Below are 20,716 nucleotides of genomic sequence, written 5' to 3'. Positions count from 1 at the left end.
AACCGGGGTGGTCAGCGGGTGGTCCAGCCGCCGTCGACCGAGAGCGTGGTGCCCAGGACGAAGGAGGCACGGTCGCTGCACAGCCAGGCCGCCGACTCGGCGATCTCCGCGGGTGCGGCGATCCGCGGGAGCGGCGCCGAGGCCAGCAGGACCTCCTCCATCGCCGGGTTCTCCCGGAGCCAGGCGTCGATCATCTCGCTGCGGGTGGAGCCCGGGGCGATCGCGTTCACCCGGATGCCCTGGGCGGCGTACTCGCAGGCGGCAGCCTTGGTCAGGCCCAGCACCGCATGCTTGGACGCGATGTAGGCCGCCGTCACCGGCGTGGCCACCAGGCCGGCCGTGCTGCTGTTGTTCACGATCGCGCCGCCGCCGGTCGCCAGCATCGCGCGTATCTCGTGACGCATGCAGTTCCAGACACCCCGCACGTTGGTGTCCATGACACTGTCGTACGTCTCCTCGTCCAGCAGGTGCATCGGCGCCGGCTGCGCACCGATGCCCGCATTGTTGAACGCCGCGTCCAGGCGGCCGTAGACGCTGACGGCCTCCTTGACCGCCCGCGCCACGTCCTCGGTGCGGGTCACGTCCGCGACCACGTACTGGGCCCGGTGGCCGGCGGCGCGCAGTTCCGCGGTGAGCGCCGCGAGTTGGGCCTCCCGGCGCGCCACCAGGGTCACCGAGGCGCCCTCCCGGCAGAACACGCGGGCAGCGGCCGCCCCGATGCCGGAGCTCGCGCCCGTGATCAGCGCCGATTTGCCCGCCAGCAGAGATTTATCCGTTCCCAGCGTCACCGCGCGACCGTAACACGGTGGAATGGGCCGCGTGATGAAGAGAGAGAACCGGATCGTACTGGTGACCGGCGCCGCCGGGTTCGCCGGATCCCCCGTCGTGGAACGCCTGTTGGCGGCGGGCGTGCCCGTACGGGCGCTGGTCCACGAGGCCGGCGCACCGCCGGGGGCCGACACCGTACGGGGCGACCTGGCGCGGGCCGCATCGCTGCGCGGGCTCTGCGAGGACGTCACCACGGTGCTGCACCTGGCCTCACGCATCGGGGGAACCCTGCGGGAGTGCCGGGCCGTGAACGTGGACGGCACCCGGGCACTGCTCGCGGAGGCACGGCGGGCCGGGGTACGGCGCATCGTGCAGCTGGGCACGGCGGCCGTGTACGGGGACGGCGCCCACCGCGGCGCCGCCGAGGGCGAACTCCCCGAACAGCCCGCCTCGGTGACCAGCGTGACCCGGCTCGCCGGCGAACGGCTGGTGCTCGCGGCCGGCGGTACGGTCCTGCGGCCGCACCTGGTGTACGGGCGGGGCGACCGCTGGGTGGTGCCCTCGCTGCTGCAGTTGCTGGCCGGGCTGCCGCACTGGGTGGACGGCGGCCGGGCCCGGATGTCCCTGACGTCGGTGGACGCCCTCGCCGGCGCGCTGGCCGAGCTGGCCGTACGCGAGGAGGACGCCCCGGCAGGTGTACTGCACGCCGGTCATCCCGAGCCGGTCACCGCACGCGAACTCGTGGAGACCGTCACGCGGGAGCTGGCCCTGCCGCTGCCGGCGGGGGACGTGGACATCCCCCGGGCACTGGAACTGCTGGGCGGCACGGGCGGGACGGATCCGGCGCTGCGCCGGCGGCTGAGGCTCCTCGCGGTGGACCACTGGTACGACAGCGGGCGGCTGTGGGCGGGGCTGAAGGCATCACCGGGGCCGCCCTTCCCCGAGGCGTTCGCCCGCTGCGCCCCCTGGTACCGGGGCGGCGGCGGGGCCCCGGCCGCCGTGTGACAGCACCGGCCGCCCGCACAGGAGCCGGCCCGCAGCCCCCGGCCCCCGCCATGGCGCACCCCCGCCACGCCGTACGGTCCCCGCCCCGCCGCCCGCGCCGCCGGCTCCCGGCCGCGGGGGAGCGCAGCGGGTGCAGGGCGGCGGGTCCAAGCGGGCGGGTGCGGGGCGGCGGGTGCGGCGGCAGTACGCCGCGGGGTGGGCGGGGTCCCTTCAGGCGGCGCCGGTCACCGTGGAGCGGAAGACGGTACGGCCCTCCTGGTGGCCGGTGACCTCCACCCGGCCCGGGGACAGGACGGTGGCGTCGATCCAGCAGGGGGCGTCGAGTTCGGCGTAGTGGCGGAACTCGGTGGCGACGCCCGAGGGGGTGAATCCGCCGGGGGCGTGGAGCCCGCAGGCGGCCTGGCGGGCGGCCTCGACGAGGACCATGCCGGGGTGGTGGTCGTTGGCGTGCTCGAAGAGGATCGGGTGGTCCAGGTCGGGGCTCAGCTGCCAGCGGCCCGGCCGGCCGGCGGGGGCCAGGACCACGTCGAAGGGCAGCAGCCGGCCGGCGGAGGCGGCGGCCATGGGGGTGCGGCGGGGCAGCGGCCGGGTTAACGCCATGAGACCGCGGTCGCCGCGCAGCCGCCGGTAGGTGGCGGGGGCGACGCAGCTGAAGCGGGCGGTGCCGGTGCCGGCGAGCTCGCCGCCCCGGCGGATGTCCACCTCCAGGAACCCGGAGAACCGGTTCCCCTTCCAGCCGAAGTCCGTGCACACCGCCGTCATCTCGAGGTCGCTCGGCCCGCGGCCGATGCGCAGCCCGCCCGGCGCCGTCGTGAAGTCCAGGCTCCACAGAAGGACGTTGTGGCCGAGCGGGACCCCGTAGACGGCGTGGCAGAGGTAGAGCCCCACCTGGCGCACGGTCTCCCCGGCCTGCACCGGGTCGTGGCTGGCGCCGTCGGCGCTGGTGAAGAACGTGTGGGCGCGGGGCCACTGCCCGGTGAGGGAGAAGGTGTCCTCACCGGTGCGGTCGCAGCCGGTGAGGAAGACCTCGGCGAGGGAGCTGCGGTGGACGTACTCCCTGGGCACCGTGGTGGTCAGGGAGCGGGCGTCGTTGCAGCGCATCCACGGATGCCCCTCTCCCGGAAGAGGCAGGACGGGCGCGGTCTTTCCGATCGTGAGCATGGTCATGGAGTTCTCCCGCAGAGCCGTTCGACGGATGGGACGGGTTCCGCTCGCGAGACGCAAGATACGTACTCTCCGGTTTTGTTTGCAAGGTACTCAGAGGGGCAGGATGCGGCCCGCGCATCCCCGCCACCGGCCGCCGGACAGCCATTGGAAACGCCCCCACGACCCCGACCAGCGGATATCCGACACGGCGATGCCCCCTCGGGCCGCAGGCCCCCCACCCCAAGTGAGAGCTGGCCTTCCGGTCATATGTGCCGGTCGGACAGGGTGCAGGCGCCAACTGTTCAACCAGCCCGCTCCGCGCCCGCCCCGGGCAGCCGACACGGCACCCGCCGTGCCCCGAAAACCATTGGCATGAGGGGCGGGCCGTGCCAGACTCGGGGCCGCCGCCGGTGAATTGAAAACCGGATGGGCGGTTTTGAAATACAGGGTGTGGACACTCCGCTGCACCCCGTCGCCGACAACCGCCGCCCATCATGGAGAGCCCCAGATGAACCGTCAGTGCCCGATTGCGATCGACGTCTCCGGTGCGCAGATGCACACCGAGGCCGCACTCATCCGCGAACAGGCGCCCGCGACGCCGGTGATGCTGCCCGGCGGAGTGACCGCCTGGGCCGTGGCCCGGCACGCCGACATACGCAGGCTGCTGGTGGACCCGCGGGTGTCCAAGGACGCCTACCGCCACTGGCCGGCGTGGATCGACGGGGAGGTCGGAGCCGAGTGGCCGCTGGCGATCTGGGTCTCCGTGCAGAACATGATCACCGCCTACGGGGCCGAGCACACCAGACTGCGCAGACCGGCCGCCGCCGCGTTCACCGCACGCCGCGCGGGCGGCATGCGGCCCAGGATCGAGGAGGTCGTGGGCAAACTCCTCGACCGCCTCGCCGCACTGGCACCCCATCAGGCGGTGGACCTGCGCACCGAGTTCGCGCACGAGCTGCCGACGCGGATCGTCTTCGAGCTGTTCGGGATCCCGGAGCACTCCTGGGCCCCCCTGCACAAAATCATCAACGCCTTCTTCGACACGGCGATCACGGCCGAGGAGGCGCAGCGCAACGCGCAGGACCTGCACGTCACGATGGCCGACCTGCTCGCCCACCGGCGCGAGCACCCCGGCGACGACATGACCAGCGCGCTGATCGCGGCCCGCGACAACGGCGCCGGCGACGACAGCGGCAGCGCCAGCAGCATCAACGGCAACGGCAACGGCAACGGTGACGACGGCGGGGGCGGGGGCCAGGGGGCGCGGCTGAGCGAGAAGGAGCTGGCCGACACCCTGATCCTGCTCTTCACGGCCGGGTACGAGACCTCCGTCAACCTCATCTGCACGGCCCTGCACGAACTGCTGCGCAGTCCGGGCCAGCTGGCGCTCGTCCGGCAGGGGCTCGCCTCCTGGGAGGACGTGGTCGAGGAAGCGGCGCGGATCGAGCCGCCGGCCTCGTACGGGCTGCTGCGGTTCGCGGTGGAGGACATCGACATGGGGGAGGAGGTGGTCATCCCCAAGGGCGACCCGATCATGGTGTCGTTCGCCTCGGCGGGGCGGGACGCGGCCGTGCACGGGGAGCGGGCACAGGAGTTCGACGTCACCCGCCCGACGCGCGGGCAGCACCTGTCCTTCGGGTTCGGCACCCATCACTGCCTGGGCGCGGCCCTGGCCCGGCTGGAGTGCGCCGTGGCGGTACGGCGGTTCTTCGAGCGGTTCCCGGCGGCGGCCCTGGCCCCCGCGGGCGAGGGGGAGTTGCCACGGGTGGAGTCGTTCATCTCCAACGGGCTGCGGGAGTTGCCGGTCGTGCTGGGGCCGGCGGCACACGTGAGCGACTGATCGCGCCGGGGCCGGACCGGGCCTGCTTGAAAAGAATCGGACCTTCTGGTTGGTTTTAATGGGGCGGTGGATCCGCGACGCGGATCCACCGGCAACGGACCCATGGACAACGGAGGCACCCGTGGCACGGCAGGAGCGTGCGGTACGTACGCGGCGCGCGATCTTGGAGGCGGCGGCAGCGGTCTTCGACGAGCGCGGCTACGACGCGGCCACCATCGCGGACATCCTCTCCCGGGCGGGCGTCACCAAGGGCGCCCTGTACTTCCACTTCTCCTCCAAGCAGGAGCTGGCCCAGGGCGTGCTCGACGAGCAGTTCGCCGAGGGCGGGGTGCCCCACCGGGAGAGCAAGCTGCAGGAACTCGTCGACGTCGCCATGGTGCTGGCGTACCGGATGAAGCGCGAGCCCATGCTCAGCGCGGGTGCCCGGCTCTCCCTGGGGCCGGGCATGCGCGACATCTTCGGCGGCGGCTCGGTGCCGGGCTGGATCGAGTTCACGCGGACCCTGCTGGTGCGGGCGAAGGAGCAGGGCGAACTGCTGCCGCACGTGGACCCCGCCGAGACGGCCTGGATCCTCTCCGCCTGCTGGACGGGTGCGCAGATCTACTCGCAGACCCTGAGCGACCGTGCGGACATCGAGCAGCGGGTGGCCGCCGTCTACCAGCACATCTGCCCCAGCATCTCGACGCCCGCGGTCCTCGCCCGGCTCGACATGGCCCCCGACCGGGGGGAGCGGGTGAGCGCGGAGATGAGGCGCGGCACGGGCCCCGGCGCGGCGCAGGAGTCCGAGCCGGCCCTGAACTGAGGCCGGCGGCCGGCGCCGAATCCGGGCCGGCGCCGAATCCGGGCCGGCGGGGAACCGGGGCGCTCGGGCGGGGGCGGAGGGGCCGGCGGGGCCGGTGGGGCCGGTGGGGCCACTGGGCTCGAGCGGGACTCGAGCACGGCTCCGGTTCCGGCACCGACTGTGACCCGCAACGATCTGAATACCCTCTTGGGCAAACCGCGTTGGCGGTTTGTGGAGACTCCATGGTCAAGCAGGAACGTGCCGCTCGCACGCGGGAAGCGCTGGTGCGTGCGGCCGCGGAGGTGTTCGCCGAGGAGGGGTTCGTCACCGCGTCGATCTCGGTGATCAGCCGCCGGGCCGGGGTGAGCGCCGGGGCGCTGCACTTCCACTTCGCCAGCAAGACCGCGCTCGCGCAGGCCGTGGAGGACCGGGCGGCGCGGGCGCTGTGCGGGATCATCCCGGTCACCGCCGGCCGGCCGGCGCAGCCCGCCGCCGGGGGCGGCTTCCTGCAGGTGCTGGTCGATTCCACGCACGCCCTGATGGCCCTCCTCGCGCACGACGTGGTGGTGCGGGCCGGCTTCGGGCTGTGCGCGGACCCCTCCTGGAGCGGCGGGGTGGACCTGCGCCGCCAGTGGCGGCTGTGGGTCGAGGAGGCCGTGGCCGCCGCGGCGCGCGAGGGCTCCCTCGCCCGCGGCCTGGCCCATGAGGACGCGGCGCGCGGGGTGGTGGCCGCCACGGTGGGGCTGGAGGTCCTGGGCGCCTGCGACCGCGAGTGGGTCGCGCCGCACACCCTCACCCGGTTCTGGGCACTGATGCTGCCGCGCCTCGCGGCGGAGGCGACCCTGGGCGCCCTGCTGCCCCAGGGCTCGCCGGCGGGCACCCCGGTGCCGCCGTCCGGGACCACCGAATCAGACTGACTGGTCTCTTTCCGGTGGGGCAGACCGTGTTCCTGTGGCCCGCGTCGAGGGCCGATCGAGGCCTGGCTGCAGCGGCTCCGGACCCAGGCCGGGAAGGCGAAAGGCCAGTTCACCGTAGGTTTTTGAGGGTCAGTCAGATGTGCCGGATCGTCAAAACAGCACGACCGGTTTGATATTGACAAACCGCCGGTCCTGTTTTCTACTGGCTGTGCGACTCATCCAAGGACAGGGGAGTACGGCGTGGACATCGATGTACTGGGCGCGTTGGCGGTGCGGGAGAACGGGATCTCCATCACGCCGACCGCCCCCAAGCCCCGGCAGGTCCTGGCCCTCCTGGCCCTCCATGCCGATCAGGTGGTGCCCGTATCGGCACTCATAGAGGAGCTGTGGGCGGGCGAACCGCCGCGCAGTGCCCGTACGACACTGCAGACCTACGTCCTGCAGTTACGGGCACTGATCGCGGCCGCCCTGGAGCAGGGCGCTGCTGCTGCTTCGGTTTCGGGCGAGGGCGGTAGTGGGAGCGCAGAAGGGGGCGGGGAGCCGGCCGGCCGGACCGCCAAGGACATCCTGGTCACACTGCCCGGCGGATACCTGCTCAGCAGCGGCGGCGGGACCCTGGACGTGCGCGAGTTCGACCGGCTCGCGGGAACCGGCTACCGCGCGATGGACGCCGGGGACTTCCCCGGCGCCGCACGCCTGCTGCGGGAGGCCCTGTCCCTGTGGTCCGGGCCCGCCTTCGCCGACGTACAGGGCGGCGTCCAGCTGGACATGGAGACCCGGCGCCTGGAGGAGACCCGGCTGTGCGCCCTCGACCAGCGCATCGAGGCCGACCTGCGGCTGGGACGCCACCGGGAGCTGCTGGCCGAACTGACGGTACTGGTCACCCGGTACCGCACCCACGAGAACCTGCACGGGCAGTTCATGCTCGCCCTGCACCGGTCGGGACGCCGGGGCGAGGCACTGGATGTGTACCAGCGGCTGCGCGCGACGCTCGTGCGCGAGCTGGGACTCGAGCCGTCCGTGGCACTGCGGCGCCTGCAGCGGTCGATCCTGATGGCCGGGCCGGAGAGCCTGGCCGAGGCCCACGCGGAGCCGGGCGGCGAACGGCTCGTACGGGTCTGAGGCCCGGCCCCGGCCGCACGGGCCCGCGGCGAGCGGTCCGCGGCCCCGGAGCGGTCCGGCAGCCGGGAGTTCGGAGCTCTGTCAGGGCGAGAGGAGACGGCTCGGTGCAGGAGAGGTCGGAGCGGACCCGGAGGCGGCTGGTCTACGCCGGGGCCGAGTTGTTCCACCGCAATGGATACGCCAACGCGACGCTGGGCGAGATCGCGGCCGCGGCCGGAGTGACGAAGGGAGCGCTGTACTTCCACTTCGCCTCCAAGGACGAACTCGCCGAAGCCGTGCAGCAGCGCGGATGCGCACTGCTGCACGACGCGGTGCGCGCGCTGCGCGAGGACGGGGTCTCCCCGCTGCAGGCACTGATCGACATCACGCACTGGCTGGCGTGGACCCTGCACGAGGAACCGGCCATCCCGGCGAGTTTCCGCATCACCAAGGAATGCGGCGGCGCGGGCCCCCGCGGGCCCGCCGGGGCACGCCCGGTGGTCGTCGACTTCCACGGGGCCTGGCTCTCGGCGGTCGCCACCCTGCTGCGGCTGGCACGCGACGCGGGAGAACTGCCCGCCGCCGGCCGCCGCTGGGAGAGTGCACAGGCCCTGGTCGCGGCCGCGGCGTGCGGTATCGAAACCATGTCGGCCACCGGCATGTCCTACGCGGAACTGCAGGGGAAAGTAGGGGCGTTGTGGGCACTGCTGCTGCCCAGCCTGGTCGCCGCCGGACGGGAGCACGACTACCAGACCGACGCGGGGCTCTCCGGGGCGCAGTCGGTACGGATCGGCTGGTGACCCGCCGCCCCGCCCGCCCCCGCCCGCCGCTGCCACCGGCACAACCGGCACAACCGGCACAACCGGCGGGGCCGGCGGGGCCGGGCCGCGGCGCGCGCAGGGCCCCGCAGCAGCGGGACCACCGTGCCCCCGCACCCGACGACTTGGGGAAGAGAACGTGGAGATTCAGGTTCTGGGCCCGCTGAGCGCCGAGGTCAACGGGGGATCCATCGTTCCGACCGCCCGCAAGCCCCGGCAGATCCTCGCGCTCCTCGCCCTGTACCCGGGGCGGGTGATGCCCGTGCCCACCCTCATGGAGGAGATCTGGGGAACCGCCCTGCCGCAGAGCGCGCTGACCACCCTGCAGACCTACATCCTCCAGCTGCGCCGGCGGCTCGGCACCGCCATGGGACCGGGCGGACCCGACGGCGCCAAGGACGTGCTCGTCACCCGGCACGGCGGCTACCTGCTGCAGATACCCCCCGAGTCCGTGGACGTCCACGCGTACGAGAGCCTCGTCGCCCGGGGCCACAGCGTCTTCGAGCAGGGCGACGACGAAAGCGCGGCAGCCCTGTTGCGGGCGGCGCTCGCGCTGTGGCAGGGACCCGCACTGGTCGACGTACGGGCCGGACCGATCCTGGAGATCGAGATCCTGCGCCTGGAGGAGAGCCGGCTCGGCACCGTGGAGCGGCGCATCGACGCCGACCTGCGGCTGGGCCGGCACACGGAACTGCTGGCCGAACTCACGGAACTGATCGCCCGCCACCCCCAGCACGAGGGACTGCACGCGCAGGCGATGCTCGCCCTGTACCGGTCGGGCCGCCAGGCCACCGCCCTGGACGTGTACCGCCGGCTGCGCGGCCGCCTGATCGAGGACCTGGGCGTGGAGCCGTCACCGCAGCTGCAGCGCCTGCACCAGGCCATGCTGACGGTGGATCCGGCGCTGGACGTGCAGGCCGGGCCGAAGCGGGGGTCGACGTTCGACCGGTACGCCGTCTGACCGCGCACCGCCCCCGGGCCGCACCCCCCGGCCGCACGGCCGCTGAGCGTGCCGCCCCGCACCCCGCAGTCCGCACACGGCGGCGGTGAGCACCGCCGCGTCCACGTGCACCGCCGCGTCCACGTGCGCCGCCGCTGCCGGGGCGCCGCCCCGGACCCCGCACATCAAGCGCCGGCGGGGCTGAAACCGGTGCGGGCCGGCGTCCTGCGCCCTGCGCCTCACGTGCCGGCGGGGGCTTGATTCGGGGTGGCCCGGTGGGCGGGTCAGTGGTTCGGCCAGCCGATGTCGTCGTCCGGCTGGTCGTCCTGGGCCGTACCGGCGACCGATGGCCTCATCGTCGACTCCAAGGCGCTGCATACGGGAGGAACAGGGCGCCGGCCGGTGCGACGGCCGGATTCTGGAGAGTCTGCCTCGGCGGGGTCGAGGACCGCTCGAGGACCGCATGAGACGGGCCCGGAAACGGTGGCAAAGGTTTGCCCGGCCGTTGCCGCCGACCCTACGCTCGGTGCCGGTTCCCGACAGATTCCTTGCCCGCGACCCCAAGGATGCCCATGCTGCGACAGCCCGCGTTCGGACACCGCCTCAGGAAGCTCCGGCTGGCCCAGGGCCTGTCGCAGACGGCGCTGGCGGGCGAGGGCATGTCCACCGGCTACCTCTCCCGCCTGGAGTCCGGGGCCCGCCAGCCCACCGACCGCGCCGTGGGCTACCTGGCCGGCCGCCTCGGCCTGCAGGCAGCCGACTTCGAGGAGCCGGCGACCGGCTCCCTGGCCCACGCCCTCACCCTCGCCGCGTCCACCGGCGCCCCCGACGCCGTCGTGGCCCTGCGCCAGGCCCTGGCCGCCGAGGGCCACGAGAGCCCGGTCCTGCGCTGGCAGGCGCTGTGGCTCCTCGCCGGCGCCGCCCGCGTCCAGGGCGACCACACCACCGAACGCGAGCGCCTGACCCAGCTCGTCGCACTCGGCGACGACGTGGGCGTCAGCGAACTGCGCGTACGCGGCCTGACCCGCCTCGCCCGCTGCCTGCGCTCCGTCGGCGAGATCACCCCGGCCGTGGACGCGGCCGTCGAGGCCCACCGCATCGCCCTGCACGAGGAACTCGGCGTCGAGGACCGGGCCGCCGCCCTGCTGGCGCTCGTCTCCGTACAGGCCGAGGCGGGCCGCACCGGGGAGGCCCGCCTCCACGCCGACGAACTGACCGCCCTCGTCGAGGGCCGCTCCGACGCCCTGTGGGCCGAGGCCATGTGGACCGCCGCCGCCATCCGCATGCACCAAGGCGACTACTTCGGCGCGCAGGCCTGCCTGGACGACGCCCTCGACCGGTTCAGCAGCCAGGAGGACCTGATCCTGTGGATCCGGCTGCGCCTGGCCGCCGGCCGCCTGCACCTGCAGAAGATGCCCGCCGACCCCGCCCGGGCACAGCACCGCGCCCAGGAGGCCGAAGCCGCCCTCGCCCTGGTCGGCACCCCCGCCCTGCGGCAAGACCTGACCGCCCTCAAGGCCGACCTCGCCTTCGCCACCGGCCGTTACGACGACGCGCGCGCCCTGCTCGGCGAACTGGCCGCCGACCGGCCCAGGATGACCTACCGCGGCCAGGTCCGGCAGGAGATCCTGCGCCACCAGCTGATGATCCTCGACGGCGACCCGGCCGGCGTCCCGGGCCTGCGCGCCCTGGCCCAGCAGGCCCAGGAGGACGCCAACATCGACCTCGCCGCCGAGATCTGGCGGGTGCTGGCCGACGCACTGACCCAGACCGGCCGCACCGGCCCGCCCGCCACGGCGGCCCCGCCCGCCCGGGGTTGAGGAAGCCTCGAGTCCCCTGCGGCAGGCTGGGCGCACCCGCCGCACACGATCAGGGGAGGTGCCCGCCATGCCCGCGCAGCGCGTGCACACCATCGAGCGGACGGCGCGGATCGCCGCCCCCGCCGGCGTGGTCCACGGACTGCTCGCCGACGCCGCGCGCTGGCCCCTCCTGCTGCCCGCACCCGTCCACGTCGAGCGCATCGACTTCGACGGCGTCCGCGAACGGCTGCGCCTGTGGGACGTGGACGGCGACCGGATCCGCTCCCACCACCTGCACCGCGTGCTGCACCCGCACGCACGGACCGTCGAGTTCGAGCAGGAGGACACCGCCCGCCCCGGCGCCCCCACCACCGGCACCTGGACGGTCCAGGAGAGGGGCACCGCACACTCCCTGGTGACACTGCGCCGCCACCGCACCCTGGACGCCGCGCCCGCCGCCGCCACCGCACACAGCCGCCGGGAGTGGGAGAGCGAACCGGACCTGCAGCTCGCCCACCTCACGGCGGTCGCCGAACGCTGGGAACACCTGGACCGGCTGCTGCTGTCCTTCGAGGACAGCGCGCACATCGACGGCCCCGCCGAGCTGGTCTACGACTTCCTCCACCGCATCCAGGACTGGCCCGAGCGCCTCCCGCACGTGGAGTCGGCCGAGGTGAGCGAGGACGTCCCCGGCGTGCAGCTGGCCGCCCTGGACACCTGCGCCACCCCCGACGGCCGCACCCGCTCCACCCGCGTGGTGCGCCTGTGCTTCCCCTCGGCCGCACGGATCGTCTTCAAGGAACTGCGGACGCCCGAGCCCCTCGCCGCACACACCGGCGAATGGTCCCTGGTCCCCGAAGGGAACGGCGTACGGGTCGTCTGCGCCCAGCAGGTGATGCTCCGCGAGGACGCCACCGGAGCGGGCCCGGGCGACGACGCCGGCCTCGCCGAGGCCCGCCGGCACGTCCGGACCTGGCTGGGGCAGGCCGCCGCCGAGACCCTGCGCCTGGCCGGCTGGCAGGCACGGACCGCCGTGCGCCGGCTGCGATGACCAACGGAAGGCGACCGCCGATGGCACCCACCCGGCACACCCACCCGGCCCACCCGGCCCACCCGGCGGACGGGCCGGACAGGCCGGACGGGGCTTTCGGAGCGCCGCTGTACCTCCAGGGCCCGGAGGGCCCCTGGGACGAGGCGGGGGACCGGATCGAGGACACGGGCCACGCGCTCGTCTGCACCACCTGGGGCCAGTGGCTGGCCGCCGTGCTCCTCGACCCGGCCCTGCGCCCGCTGCTCGGCGACGACTGGCCGCGGTTCCGGCAGACACCGGCCGCGGCCGGGCGGCTGCGGCTCGCCGTCTCGCGCTTCGTCATGACGTACGCCGCGGCCACCGCCCTGGAGGTGCCCGTCCACACGGTGGAACTGGACCACGGTGCGGACGGCCGCCCCGCAGTGCGGGCGCCCCGTGCCGGGGTGGAGATCGCGCTGGCGCACTGCGGCGAGCTGATCGTGGTCGGCGTCAGCCGCACCGGGCCGCTCGGCGTGCACGCGGAGCCCGCCGACCGCGACGTCCGCACCCTGGCGCCGCCCGCCCGGCCGTGGACCCCGCAGGAACGGTCCGTCCTCGACGCGCTCCCCGAGGACGGACGCCGGGAGCGGCTGCTGCGGCTGTGGACCCTGCAGGAGGCCCGCGCCCGGGCGCTCGGCCCCGGGGCGGCGCAGGGGGCACCGGCGGCGGGGGAGTGGAGTGCGGCCACCCACCTCGTCCAGGACCGCTACCTGGTCGGCGAGGCGCACCTGCTGCGCCCCTGACCGCCCCCGGCCGGTGACGGCGAAGCCGCCCTCAGGCGGCGAACAGGTCGAACGTCGAGGTGTGCCGCGGTCCGGCGAGCACATCGAGCTGCGGGTCGACGGCCAGCATGGCCTGGTGCAGGCGCTGCAGCTGCGGTGACGGCTCCACGCCCAGGTCCTCGATCAGGCGGCCGCGCAGCCGGCGGTACACGTCCAGGGCCGTGGCCTGGCGGCCCGACCGGTACAGGGCGACCATGACCTGCGAGTGCAGCCCCTCGTGCTGGGGATGACGTGCCGTCAGGTCCGTTAATTCGGCGATCAGTTCGGCGTGCCGGCCCAGCCGCAGGTCGGCGTCGATGCGCCGCTCCACGGTGACCAGGCGGCTCTCCTCCAGGCGCAGCACCTCGATGTCGAGGATCGGCCCGACCCGTACGTCGACCAGCGCCGGCCCCCGCCACAGGTCCAGCGCGGCCCGCAGGCGGTCGGCGGACACCCGGTCGTCACCCGACTCGAAGGCGCTCTGGCCCTCGCGGGCGAGGCGTTCGTAGTCGTGCACGTCGACGCTCTCCTCGGGCACCTGGAGCAGGTACCCGCCGTGCCGGGTGGCCAGTACGTCCTTGGCGCCGCCCGGGGCTCCGGGGCCCATCGCCGTGCCCAGCCGGCGGCGCAGCTGGAGTATGTACGTCTGCAGGGTGGTCAGCGCGCTCTGCGGCGGCTGGGTCCCCCAGATCTCTTCCATGAGCGTGGGAACGGGTATCACGCGTCCGGGATACAGCGCGAGAAGGGAAAGCACCTGTCTCGGCTTTCCCGCGGTCGGAACAATGGATCCCCCGTTGACCTCGGCACTCAACGGACCCAGAACCTGAATCCTCACGGTCTCCCCTCCGTACTCCTCAAGCTCCCCCGGCACATTTCTGCCACCGGTGGCGGAGGAACTGCCCCCGTGCCGCGCACGCTAGCCGCGGTGGATGTTCTCCATCTCTTTCCTCCACCCAACTTCGAGCCGTCTTCGGTTACGGCCAGTCGATGCGGGCCGGGGCCGGGGCGGATCCCGGGGCGGTGGCCGAGGACGGCGCGACGGGCCAGTCGATGGGCCCGCCGTCGGCCTGGGCCGCGCCGCCCGCGGTGAGCACGGCGGCGGTGGCGAGAGCGGCGGTGGCGACGAGGCGGGCGAGGTTCTTCATGGTGACTCCTCCGTGGCAACTGTTTGTTCTTTCCTGGCAACTCTTCTGCCAAGAAGCTTGGCCGCACCCGCTCGGGATTCGCTCGTCAATCACTCGAGACGAACTGGAGAACCCCATCAGAACCCCCATGACCTGCAAAGGAATTGACGCGGAAAGAGCCTGGCAAGACATTGCCACGCGTTGCCAAGGGATCTGGAACTCGAGTTTCGCCGGAGCCGCCGCAATCCGGCGTTGCCAAAACTGCCGGCCGCTGGGCAATGTATTGCCAAGTCCATTGGCAATGCCTGGTACATGAGGGCCGTGCACATCCCGCGGCCCCGACAGCGGGGGGAGGCCCCTGAAATGAACGCGCCGACGCACCACGGGGAACGAACGGCCCACCTGGACACCGCGGGCACCGGCCGGATGCCGGACGCCGTACGCACCGTCCTCGCCCGCTGCACGGCCCTCGACGACCGCCTCGGGACCGCCGCACTGCAGGAGAGCCTCGGCGACGTCCTGCACACCCGCATCCACGAACGCCTCGGCGCCCTGCTGTCCGTACCCGCCGCCGACACCATCCTGGCGACCGGCGCGGCGCAGGCCTTCGAGGCCTACCTCCACGGCATCACCCCCGGCCCGGGCGACCGGATCTGGACCACCCCCCACGAGGGCGTGGCCAACCTGACCGCCCTGCACGCCCTGCGCGACCGCACCCGCTGCCGCCTGGAGGTCGTCCCGCTGCGCCCCGACGGGGACCTCGACCTGGACTGGATGCGCACCCACCTCGACGAGGACGTCGCCCTCGTCTCCGCCGTCCACCTCTCCCCGGCCTGCGGAACCGTCAACCCCGTCCACGACATCGGCCGCCTCCTCGCCCCCCACCGCGCCCGCTACACCGTCGACGCCTCCCACTCCGCCGGCCGGCTCCCCGTCGACGCCGCCCGCATCGGCTGCCACCTGCTCACCGCCGACGGCTGGCGGTTCCTGCGCGGCCCCCACACCACCGGATTCGCCTACATCGCCCCCACCCCGCACCTGGCCCCGGACGCTGCCCCGTACCGGGCGGCCGCCCCCGAGCCGGCCGCCGTCGCCGCCCTGGACGCCGCCCTCGCCCACCACACCGCCACCGCCCGCCCCCCGCACGAGGACCTCCTGCCCCTCCTGCGCGCCGCCGTCCGGCACACCCCCGGCATGGAACTCCTCGCCGGCGGACAGGAGCAGGCCGCCATCCTCGCCTTCCGGCACGCCCAGATCCCCGCCGCGGCCATCCGCCGGGGCCTGGCCCGCCGTGGAGTCGTCCTGGCCAAGACCGTCGCACACGAAACCCCCCTGCACCCGGCCGGCCGCGTCACGGCCCCCGCACTGCGCGCATCCCTCCACCACGACAACACCGCACAGGACATCGACCGCTTCCGGCAGGCCCTCGCAGAGGTCCTGCTGGAGGAGCGGGGCGCCGCCGCCCACCCCGCCCGCCCCGCCCGCGGCGCACTCGCCGCCGCGGGAGCCGCCACCACCCCCCTCGGCCCGGCCGGCCGGGCCGGGCCGGGAGGCTCCGGCGCGCCGTCCCCGTACCGCGCACGACCGGTCCGCCGCCGCGGCCACCTCACGCTGCACCGGGCGACCTGAGACCCGCCATCTTCAGACCTGGAGGAGCCACATGAGCATCAGCCAAGCGCCACCCCTGCAGGCCCCCGACCGCGCCGCGGAACTGGCCGCCATCAAGGCCGGCGCCGCGGCCGGCCCCGACGAACGGGCCACCGAACGCCAGCACGCCAAAGGCAAACTGACCGCCCGCGAACGGATCGGCCTGCTGCTCGACGAGGGCTCCTTCCACGAGATCGAGGCCCTCAGACGGCACCGCGCCACCGGCTTCGGCCTGGAGACCAAGAAGCCCTACACCGACGGCGTGGTCACCGGCTGGGGAACCGTGGACGGCCGCACCGTCTTCGTCTTCGCCCACGACTTCCGCATCTTCGGCGGCGCCCTCGGCGAGGCCCACGCCGAAAAGATCCACAAGGTGATGGACCTGGCCCTCGCCGCCGGCGCACCCCTGGTCTCCCTCAACGACGGCGCCGGCGCCCGCATCCAGGAAGGCGTCTCGGCCCTGGCCGGCTACGGCGGCATCTTCCAGCGCAACACCCGCGCCTCGGGCGTCATCCCGCAGATCAGCGTGATGCTCGGCCCCTGCGCCGGCGGCGCCGCCTACTCACCCGCCCTGACCGACTTCGTGTTCATGGTCCGCAACACCTCACAGATGTTCATCACCGGCCCCGACGTGGTCCGCGCCGTCACCGGCGAGGAGATCACCCAGAACGGCCTCGGCGGCGCCGACGTCCACGCCGCCGTCTCCGGAGTCGCCGCCTTCGCCTACGAGGACGAACCCACCTGCCTGGAGGACGTACGCCACCTCCTGTCCCTGCTGCCCGCCAACAACCGCGAGACCCCGCCCCGCGAGGACACCGGCGACCCGGCCGGCCGCCGCACCGACGCCCTGTCGGCCATCGTCCCCGCCAACCCCCAGCAGGCCTACGACATCCGCAAGGTCATCGAGGAAGTCGTCGACGACGGCGAACACTTCGAGATCCAGCCCGCCTGGGCCACCAACGTCGTGTGCGCCCTCGCCCGCATGGACGGCCACGTCACCGGCTTCGTCGCCAACCAGCCCGCCAGCCTCGCCGGCGTCCTCGACATCCACGCCAGCGAAAAAGCGGCCCGCTTCGTCCAGTTCTGCGACGCCTTCAACATCCCCCTGGTCACCCTCGTCGACGTCCCCGGCTTCCTGCCCGGCGTGGACCAGGAACACGGCGGCATCATCCGCCACGGCGCCAAACTCCTCTACGCCTACTGCAACGCCACCGTCCCGCGGATCTCCCTCGTCCTGCGCAAGGCCTACGGCGGCGCGTACATCGTCATGGACTCCCGCTCCATCGGAGCCGACCTCGCACTGGCCTGGCCCACCAACGAGATCGCCGTCATGGGCGCCGAAGGCGCGGCCAACGTCATCTTCCGCCGCGAGATCGCCGCCGCGGCCGACCCCGACGCGATGCGCGCACAGAAGATCAAGGAATACACCACCGAACTCATGCACCCCTACTACGCCGCCGAACGCGGACTCGTCGACGACGTCATCGACCCCGGCGAGACCCGCACCGTACTCACCGGCGCCCTCGCCATGCTCCGCCCCAAGTACGCCGACCTGCCGTCGCGCAAGCACGGCAACCCGCCCGTATGACCGCCCCGGAAACCCCCGCCGCACCCGCCGCGGCGGGCACCCCGGACGCGCCGCACACCTGGCGCATCCGCCGCGGGAACCCCGACCAGGACGAGACCGCCGCCGTCCTCACCGTCCTGACCGCCCTCCTCCTGCACCGCGCCGCACCCGCCCCGCCACCGCCGCGCACCACCGCCGCCGGCTGGGACCGCCCGCCCCCCGGCCGCCACCACCGCACCGGCAGCTGGCGGCACTGACGGCCCGCCCGCCACCCCTGAGCCGGCCTCCATCCCCCTTCCGCCGCGCCACGAGTTCCCTGCGCCATCCTGCACCCAGCAGAGACGGGCGACGGAGGGACGAGCATGACGGTGAAGGCGATGGACAAGGCCCCCGAGCGGCCCGTGGCCCTGGTCACCGGGGCCACCGGCGGCATCGGACTGGCCGTCGCCCGCGACCTGGGCGCCCGCGGACACCGGGTGTTCCTCTGCGCCCGCACCGAGACCAAGGTCAAGGAGACCGTCACCGACCTCCAGGCCGAAGGACTCACCGTCCAGGGCGCGGCCGCCGACGTGACCGACCGCACCGCCGTCGAGAACCTCGTCGCCGCGGCCGTGGCCGCGTACGGCGCGCCCGTCAGCATCCTGGTCAACAACGCGGGCCGCAGCGGCGGCGGCGCCACCGCCGGCATCACCGACGAACTGTGGCACGACGTCATCGCCACCAACCTCAACAGCGTCTTCCTGCTCACCCGCGAGGTCCTCAACCGCGGCGGACTCGGCGCCGAACCCTGGGGCCGCATCATCAACATCGCCTCCACCGCGGGCAAGCAGGGAGTACTCCTCGGCGCCCCCTACTCGGCCTCCAAACACGCCGTCGTCGGCTTTACCAAGGCCCTCGGCAAGGAACTCGCCCCCACCGGCACCACCGTCAACGCGGTCTGCCCCGGCTACGTGGAGACACCCATGGCCGCCCGCGTGCGCAGCGGCTACGCACAGGTGTGGGACACCACCGAGGACTACGTCCAGGAGCAGCTCGAATCCAAGATCCCCCTCGGCCGCTACTCCACCCCCCAGGAAGTGGCCGGCCTCGTCGGCTACCTCACCACCGACCTCGCCGCCTCCATCACCGCCCAGGCTCTCAACGTGTGCGGCGGACTGGGCAACTACTGACCCCGCCCCGCCGCCCCCCGGGGCGGGGACACACACAGCGCGAGGGCCCCGGACATCACCCGTCCGGGGCCCTCACGCCTGCCCGTACCGCCTGCTCACAGCATCGACGGCGACCCCGAAACGTCCCACGTCAGCGCCTGCGGGGCGATCCCCGCGGAACGCCAGCGCGCCACCACCGCACCGTCCACCGGCTCGTCCGACAGCAGCACGTGCCGCAGCGACGGCAGACCGCCCCCGCGCACCACCGCGCCCAGCCGCGCGAACGCCGACGGCAGCTGCGTCACCACCGTCACCCGCTCCTTCGCCAGCAGCCGGGCGAAAGCACGCGCATCGCACGCCGTGTCCCGGTCCACGACCACCGCACGGCCCCCCGACAGCAGCGGACCCCACAGCTCCCGCATGCCCACATCCAGGCTCAGGGAGTGGAAGAACGTCCACACGTCGTCCAGACCCGCACCCAGCACCGGGACACAGCCGTCCACCCACGACAGCACCTCCCTGTGGGACACCGGACGCACCGCCACCGCCCGCCCCGGGTCACCGCCCGCGGGCAGCGCCCAGAACGCCGTCCCCGCCGGCACCTCACGGCGTCCCGCCACCTGCGGCCGGACCGCGACGACGAACCGGCCCACCTTGACCACCGGGATCTCCCCGTGCAGCAGACCCGCGTCCGAGACGACCACCTCGGCCCCCGCGTCACGCATCAGGAACTCCTGCAGACCCGCACCGTGCCCGGGCTCCAGCGGCAGCACCGACGCCCCCGTCCGCAGCACGCCGACCACCGCGCCCGCCGTCCTGCACGAACGCTCCGCACGGACGGCCACGGCCGAGCCCGGGCCCGCCCGCCCCGACAGGCGCCGCGCGATGTCGTCGGCCAGCCACTCCAGTTCCAGATAGGTCACCTCCGCCTCCGCGTCCCGGGCCGCGACCCGGCCGGGATGACGGGCGGCCAGGGAAGCGAAACGGACGTCGATACGGTCCCGGCGCCAGGGCCGCCCGCCGGACGGGTCGAGCCCGATCCGTCCGAACAGACCCGCCAGTTCGGCGGACAACCGGTCGAGCTCCGGATGATCCGGAATGGCATTCATGCGGCCTCCCAGCGGCGGGGTCGTAACTCCACCGACGATGCTGCCGGGGCGCACATGAGAACCGCTCAAGCCCCCGCCGCGGACCACCCCTCGGGGGCCGCTCAAGACCCCCTCGAAGAAGGGTCCATGAAGGGTCGAGGACCACTCGGGACACCCTGGCCCACCCCCCGGGAGCATGCCTACGATTCTCCAGCTCATGCCGAAGCCACCAGCTCACCGCCGCGCTCCGAGCCACCACTCGTAGACGCACGCATATGGAACTGAGCTTTGTGGCTATGGCCCGTCTCGCGAGACTGGACTTGACTGTACTCATGACTCAGAACGCGCAGAACACGCAGATCACCCTCGTCATCGGCGGTCACGGCAAGACCGGCCGACGTGTCGCCGAGAAGCTTTCCGCCCAGGGCCGCCAGGTCCGCATCGGCTCCCGCTCCGGGCAGCCCGCCTTCGACTGGCACGAGCCCGCCACCTGGGCACCCGCCCTGGAAGGCGTCGACCGGGTATACGTGACCTACTACCCCGACCTCGCCTTCCCCGGCGCCGCCGAACAGGTCGCCGAATTCTCCAAGGCCGCCGTCGCCGCCGGCGCACGCCGCCTGGTGCTCCTGTCCGGCCGCGGCGAGGAGGCGGCCGAGGTCAGCGAGAACAACCTCAAGGCCTCCGGCGCCGACTGGACGATCGTCCGCTCCAGCTGGTTCAACCAGAACTTCAACGAGAGCTTCTTCCTGGAGCCCGTCCTGGCCGGCGAGATCGCCCTGCCCACCGGCGACGCCGTCGAGGCCTTCGTCGACGCCGACGACATCGCCGACGTCGTCGTCGCCGCACTGACCGACGACAAGCACATCGGCAAGACCTACGAACTGTCCGGCCCCCGCCTCCTCAGCTACAGCGACGTCGCCGCCGAACTGACCAAGGCCACCGGCCGCGACATCAAGTACATCTCCGTCACCAACGAGGAGTACCGCGCCGTCCTGCGCGAGAACAACCTCCCCGAGGAGTTCGCCGACCTCTTCACCATGATCCTCGACGGCCGCAACGCCCACCTGGTGCACGGCGTCGAAGAAGCCCTGGGCCGCAAGCCCAAGGACTTCGCCGACTTCGCCCGCGAGGCCGCGGCCACCGGAGTCTGGAACGTCTGACCCGCGCCCGGCCCGCTTCCACCAACCGCACCATCCC

Annotated in this window: 20 protein-coding genes; 15 read left to right on the top strand and 5 right to left on the bottom strand. The window is 73.4% G+C overall.

From position 1 onward, the window contains the following. Nucleotides 1–11: 11 nt before the first annotated feature. Nucleotides 12–788, bottom strand: a complete 777-nt coding sequence (locus tag OG753_RS00905) for a glucose 1-dehydrogenase (RefSeq protein ID WP_327260181.1) — start codon at nucleotides 786–788, stop codon at nucleotides 12–14. A 34-nt stretch (nucleotides 789–822) separates the two neighbouring features. On the opposite strand from OG753_RS00905, the gene OG753_RS00900 reads away from it, so the two are divergent. Next, nucleotides 823–1,773 carry an NAD-dependent epimerase/dehydratase family protein gene (locus OG753_RS00900; RefSeq protein ID WP_405792478.1) on the top strand — a complete coding sequence of 317 codons (951 nt, stop codon included), beginning with the start codon at nucleotides 823–825 and terminating at the stop codon, nucleotides 1,771–1,773. Between the two features lie 210 nt (nucleotides 1,774–1,983). Here the strand turns inward: OG753_RS00900 and OG753_RS00895 are convergent, their stop codons facing one another. Then, nucleotides 1,984–2,940: a ScbA/BarX family gamma-butyrolactone biosynthesis protein gene (locus tag OG753_RS00895; protein WP_327260180.1), complete on the bottom strand. Its 957-nt coding sequence runs from the start codon at nucleotides 2,938–2,940 to the stop codon at nucleotides 1,984–1,986. A gap of 487 nt (nucleotides 2,941–3,427) precedes the next feature. Between OG753_RS00895 and OG753_RS00890 the strand changes: the two genes are divergently transcribed. From OG753_RS00890 to OG753_RS00850, 9 genes are all read left to right on the top strand, one after another. Beyond that, nucleotides 3,428–4,759 (top strand): cytochrome P450, encoded by a 1,332-nt coding sequence (locus tag OG753_RS00890; protein ID WP_405786674.1) that lies wholly within the window; start codon nucleotides 3,428–3,430, stop codon nucleotides 4,757–4,759. A gap of 121 nt (nucleotides 4,760–4,880) precedes the next feature. After that, the gene (locus OG753_RS00885) at nucleotides 4,881–5,561 is read left to right on the top strand and encodes a ScbR family autoregulator-binding transcription factor (protein WP_327260178.1); all 681 of its coding nucleotides are present in this window, start codon (nucleotides 4,881–4,883) and stop codon (nucleotides 5,559–5,561) included. A 221-nt stretch (nucleotides 5,562–5,782) separates the two neighbouring features. Continuing rightward, nucleotides 5,783–6,457 carry a ScbR family autoregulator-binding transcription factor gene (locus OG753_RS00880; RefSeq protein ID WP_405786673.1) on the top strand — a complete coding sequence of 225 codons (675 nt, stop codon included), beginning with the start codon at nucleotides 5,783–5,785 and terminating at the stop codon, nucleotides 6,455–6,457. 240 nt (nucleotides 6,458–6,697) lie between these two features. Then, entirely contained in the window at nucleotides 6,698–7,579 is an 882-nt protein-coding gene (locus tag OG753_RS00875) for an AfsR/SARP family transcriptional regulator (RefSeq protein WP_327260176.1), read from the top strand. Between the two features lie 104 nt (nucleotides 7,580–7,683). Further along, on the top strand, nucleotides 7,684–8,358 hold the full coding sequence (locus OG753_RS00870; RefSeq protein ID WP_405786672.1) for a ScbR family autoregulator-binding transcription factor: 675 nt from the start codon (nucleotides 7,684–7,686) through the stop codon (nucleotides 8,356–8,358). A 157-nt stretch (nucleotides 8,359–8,515) separates the two neighbouring features. Continuing rightward, complete coding sequence (locus OG753_RS00865; RefSeq protein WP_327260174.1) at nucleotides 8,516–9,337, top strand: AfsR/SARP family transcriptional regulator; 822 nt, start codon at nucleotides 8,516–8,518, stop codon at nucleotides 9,335–9,337. A gap of 551 nt (nucleotides 9,338–9,888) precedes the next feature. Then, a complete protein-coding gene (locus OG753_RS00860) occupies nucleotides 9,889–11,136 on the top strand; it encodes a helix-turn-helix transcriptional regulator (protein WP_327260173.1) in 1,248 nt (415 codons plus the stop codon). 67 nt (nucleotides 11,137–11,203) lie between these two features. Continuing rightward, complete coding sequence (locus OG753_RS00855; protein ID WP_405786671.1) at nucleotides 11,204–12,166, top strand: SRPBCC family protein; 963 nt, start codon at nucleotides 11,204–11,206, stop codon at nucleotides 12,164–12,166. Between the two features lie 20 nt (nucleotides 12,167–12,186). After that, on the top strand, nucleotides 12,187–12,927 hold the full coding sequence (locus OG753_RS00850) for a 4'-phosphopantetheinyl transferase family protein (protein ID WP_405786670.1): 741 nt from the start codon (nucleotides 12,187–12,189) through the stop codon (nucleotides 12,925–12,927). Nucleotides 12,928–12,958: 31 nt separating this feature from the next. Here OG753_RS00850 and OG753_RS00845 read toward each other — a convergent pair whose 3' ends face one another. Continuing rightward, nucleotides 12,959–13,780 carry an AfsR/SARP family transcriptional regulator gene (locus tag OG753_RS00845; RefSeq protein ID WP_327260170.1) on the bottom strand — a complete coding sequence of 274 codons (822 nt, stop codon included), beginning with the start codon at nucleotides 13,778–13,780 and terminating at the stop codon, nucleotides 12,959–12,961. A gap of 139 nt (nucleotides 13,781–13,919) precedes the next feature. Next, nucleotides 13,920–14,090 carry a hypothetical protein gene (locus tag OG753_RS00840; RefSeq protein WP_405786669.1) on the bottom strand — a complete coding sequence of 57 codons (171 nt, stop codon included), beginning with the start codon at nucleotides 14,088–14,090 and terminating at the stop codon, nucleotides 13,920–13,922. 342 nt (nucleotides 14,091–14,432) lie between these two features. Here OG753_RS00840 and OG753_RS00835 point away from each other — a divergent pair, with 342 nt between their 5' ends. The 4 genes from OG753_RS00835 to OG753_RS00820 all read left to right on the top strand — a co-directional run bounded on the left by OG753_RS00835 (nucleotide 14,433) and on the right by OG753_RS00820 (nucleotide 18,452). After that, entirely contained in the window at nucleotides 14,433–15,698 is a 1,266-nt protein-coding gene (locus tag OG753_RS00835; RefSeq protein WP_405786667.1) for an aminotransferase class V-fold PLP-dependent enzyme, read from the top strand. 31 nt (nucleotides 15,699–15,729) lie between these two features. Beyond that, the gene (locus tag OG753_RS00830) at nucleotides 15,730–17,304 is read left to right on the top strand and encodes an acyl-CoA carboxylase subunit beta (RefSeq protein WP_327260167.1); all 1,575 of its coding nucleotides are present in this window, start codon (nucleotides 15,730–15,732) and stop codon (nucleotides 17,302–17,304) included. Beyond that, the gene (locus OG753_RS00825) at nucleotides 17,301–17,540 is read left to right on the top strand and encodes an acyl-CoA carboxylase epsilon subunit (protein ID WP_327260166.1); all 240 of its coding nucleotides are present in this window, start codon (nucleotides 17,301–17,303) and stop codon (nucleotides 17,538–17,540) included. The genes OG753_RS00830 and OG753_RS00825 overlap by 4 nt, the downstream gene beginning before the upstream one ends. A gap of 105 nt (nucleotides 17,541–17,645) precedes the next feature. Then, nucleotides 17,646–18,452 carry an SDR family NAD(P)-dependent oxidoreductase gene (locus tag OG753_RS00820; protein ID WP_327260165.1) on the top strand — a complete coding sequence of 269 codons (807 nt, stop codon included), beginning with the start codon at nucleotides 17,646–17,648 and terminating at the stop codon, nucleotides 18,450–18,452. A gap of 95 nt (nucleotides 18,453–18,547) precedes the next feature. Here OG753_RS00820 and OG753_RS00815 read toward each other — a convergent pair whose 3' ends face one another. Continuing rightward, on the bottom strand, nucleotides 18,548–19,540 hold the full coding sequence (locus tag OG753_RS00815) for an AMP-binding protein (RefSeq protein WP_327260164.1): 993 nt from the start codon (nucleotides 19,538–19,540) through the stop codon (nucleotides 18,548–18,550). Nucleotides 19,541–19,851: 311 nt separating this feature from the next. Here OG753_RS00815 and OG753_RS00810 point away from each other — a divergent pair, with 311 nt between their 5' ends. Beyond that, entirely contained in the window at nucleotides 19,852–20,679 is an 828-nt protein-coding gene (locus OG753_RS00810) for an NAD(P)H-binding protein (protein ID WP_327260163.1), read from the top strand. Nucleotides 20,680–20,716 lie beyond the last annotated feature (37 nt).

Origin of the sequence: Streptomyces sp. NBC_00029, from assembly GCF_045160505.1 — a bacterium.
Taxonomy (GTDB): Bacteria; Actinomycetota; Actinomycetes; order Streptomycetales; family Streptomycetaceae; genus Streptomyces.
The sequence above is the reverse complement of the archived record's forward strand: the minus strand, read 5'-3'. Positions and strand labels throughout refer to the sequence as shown.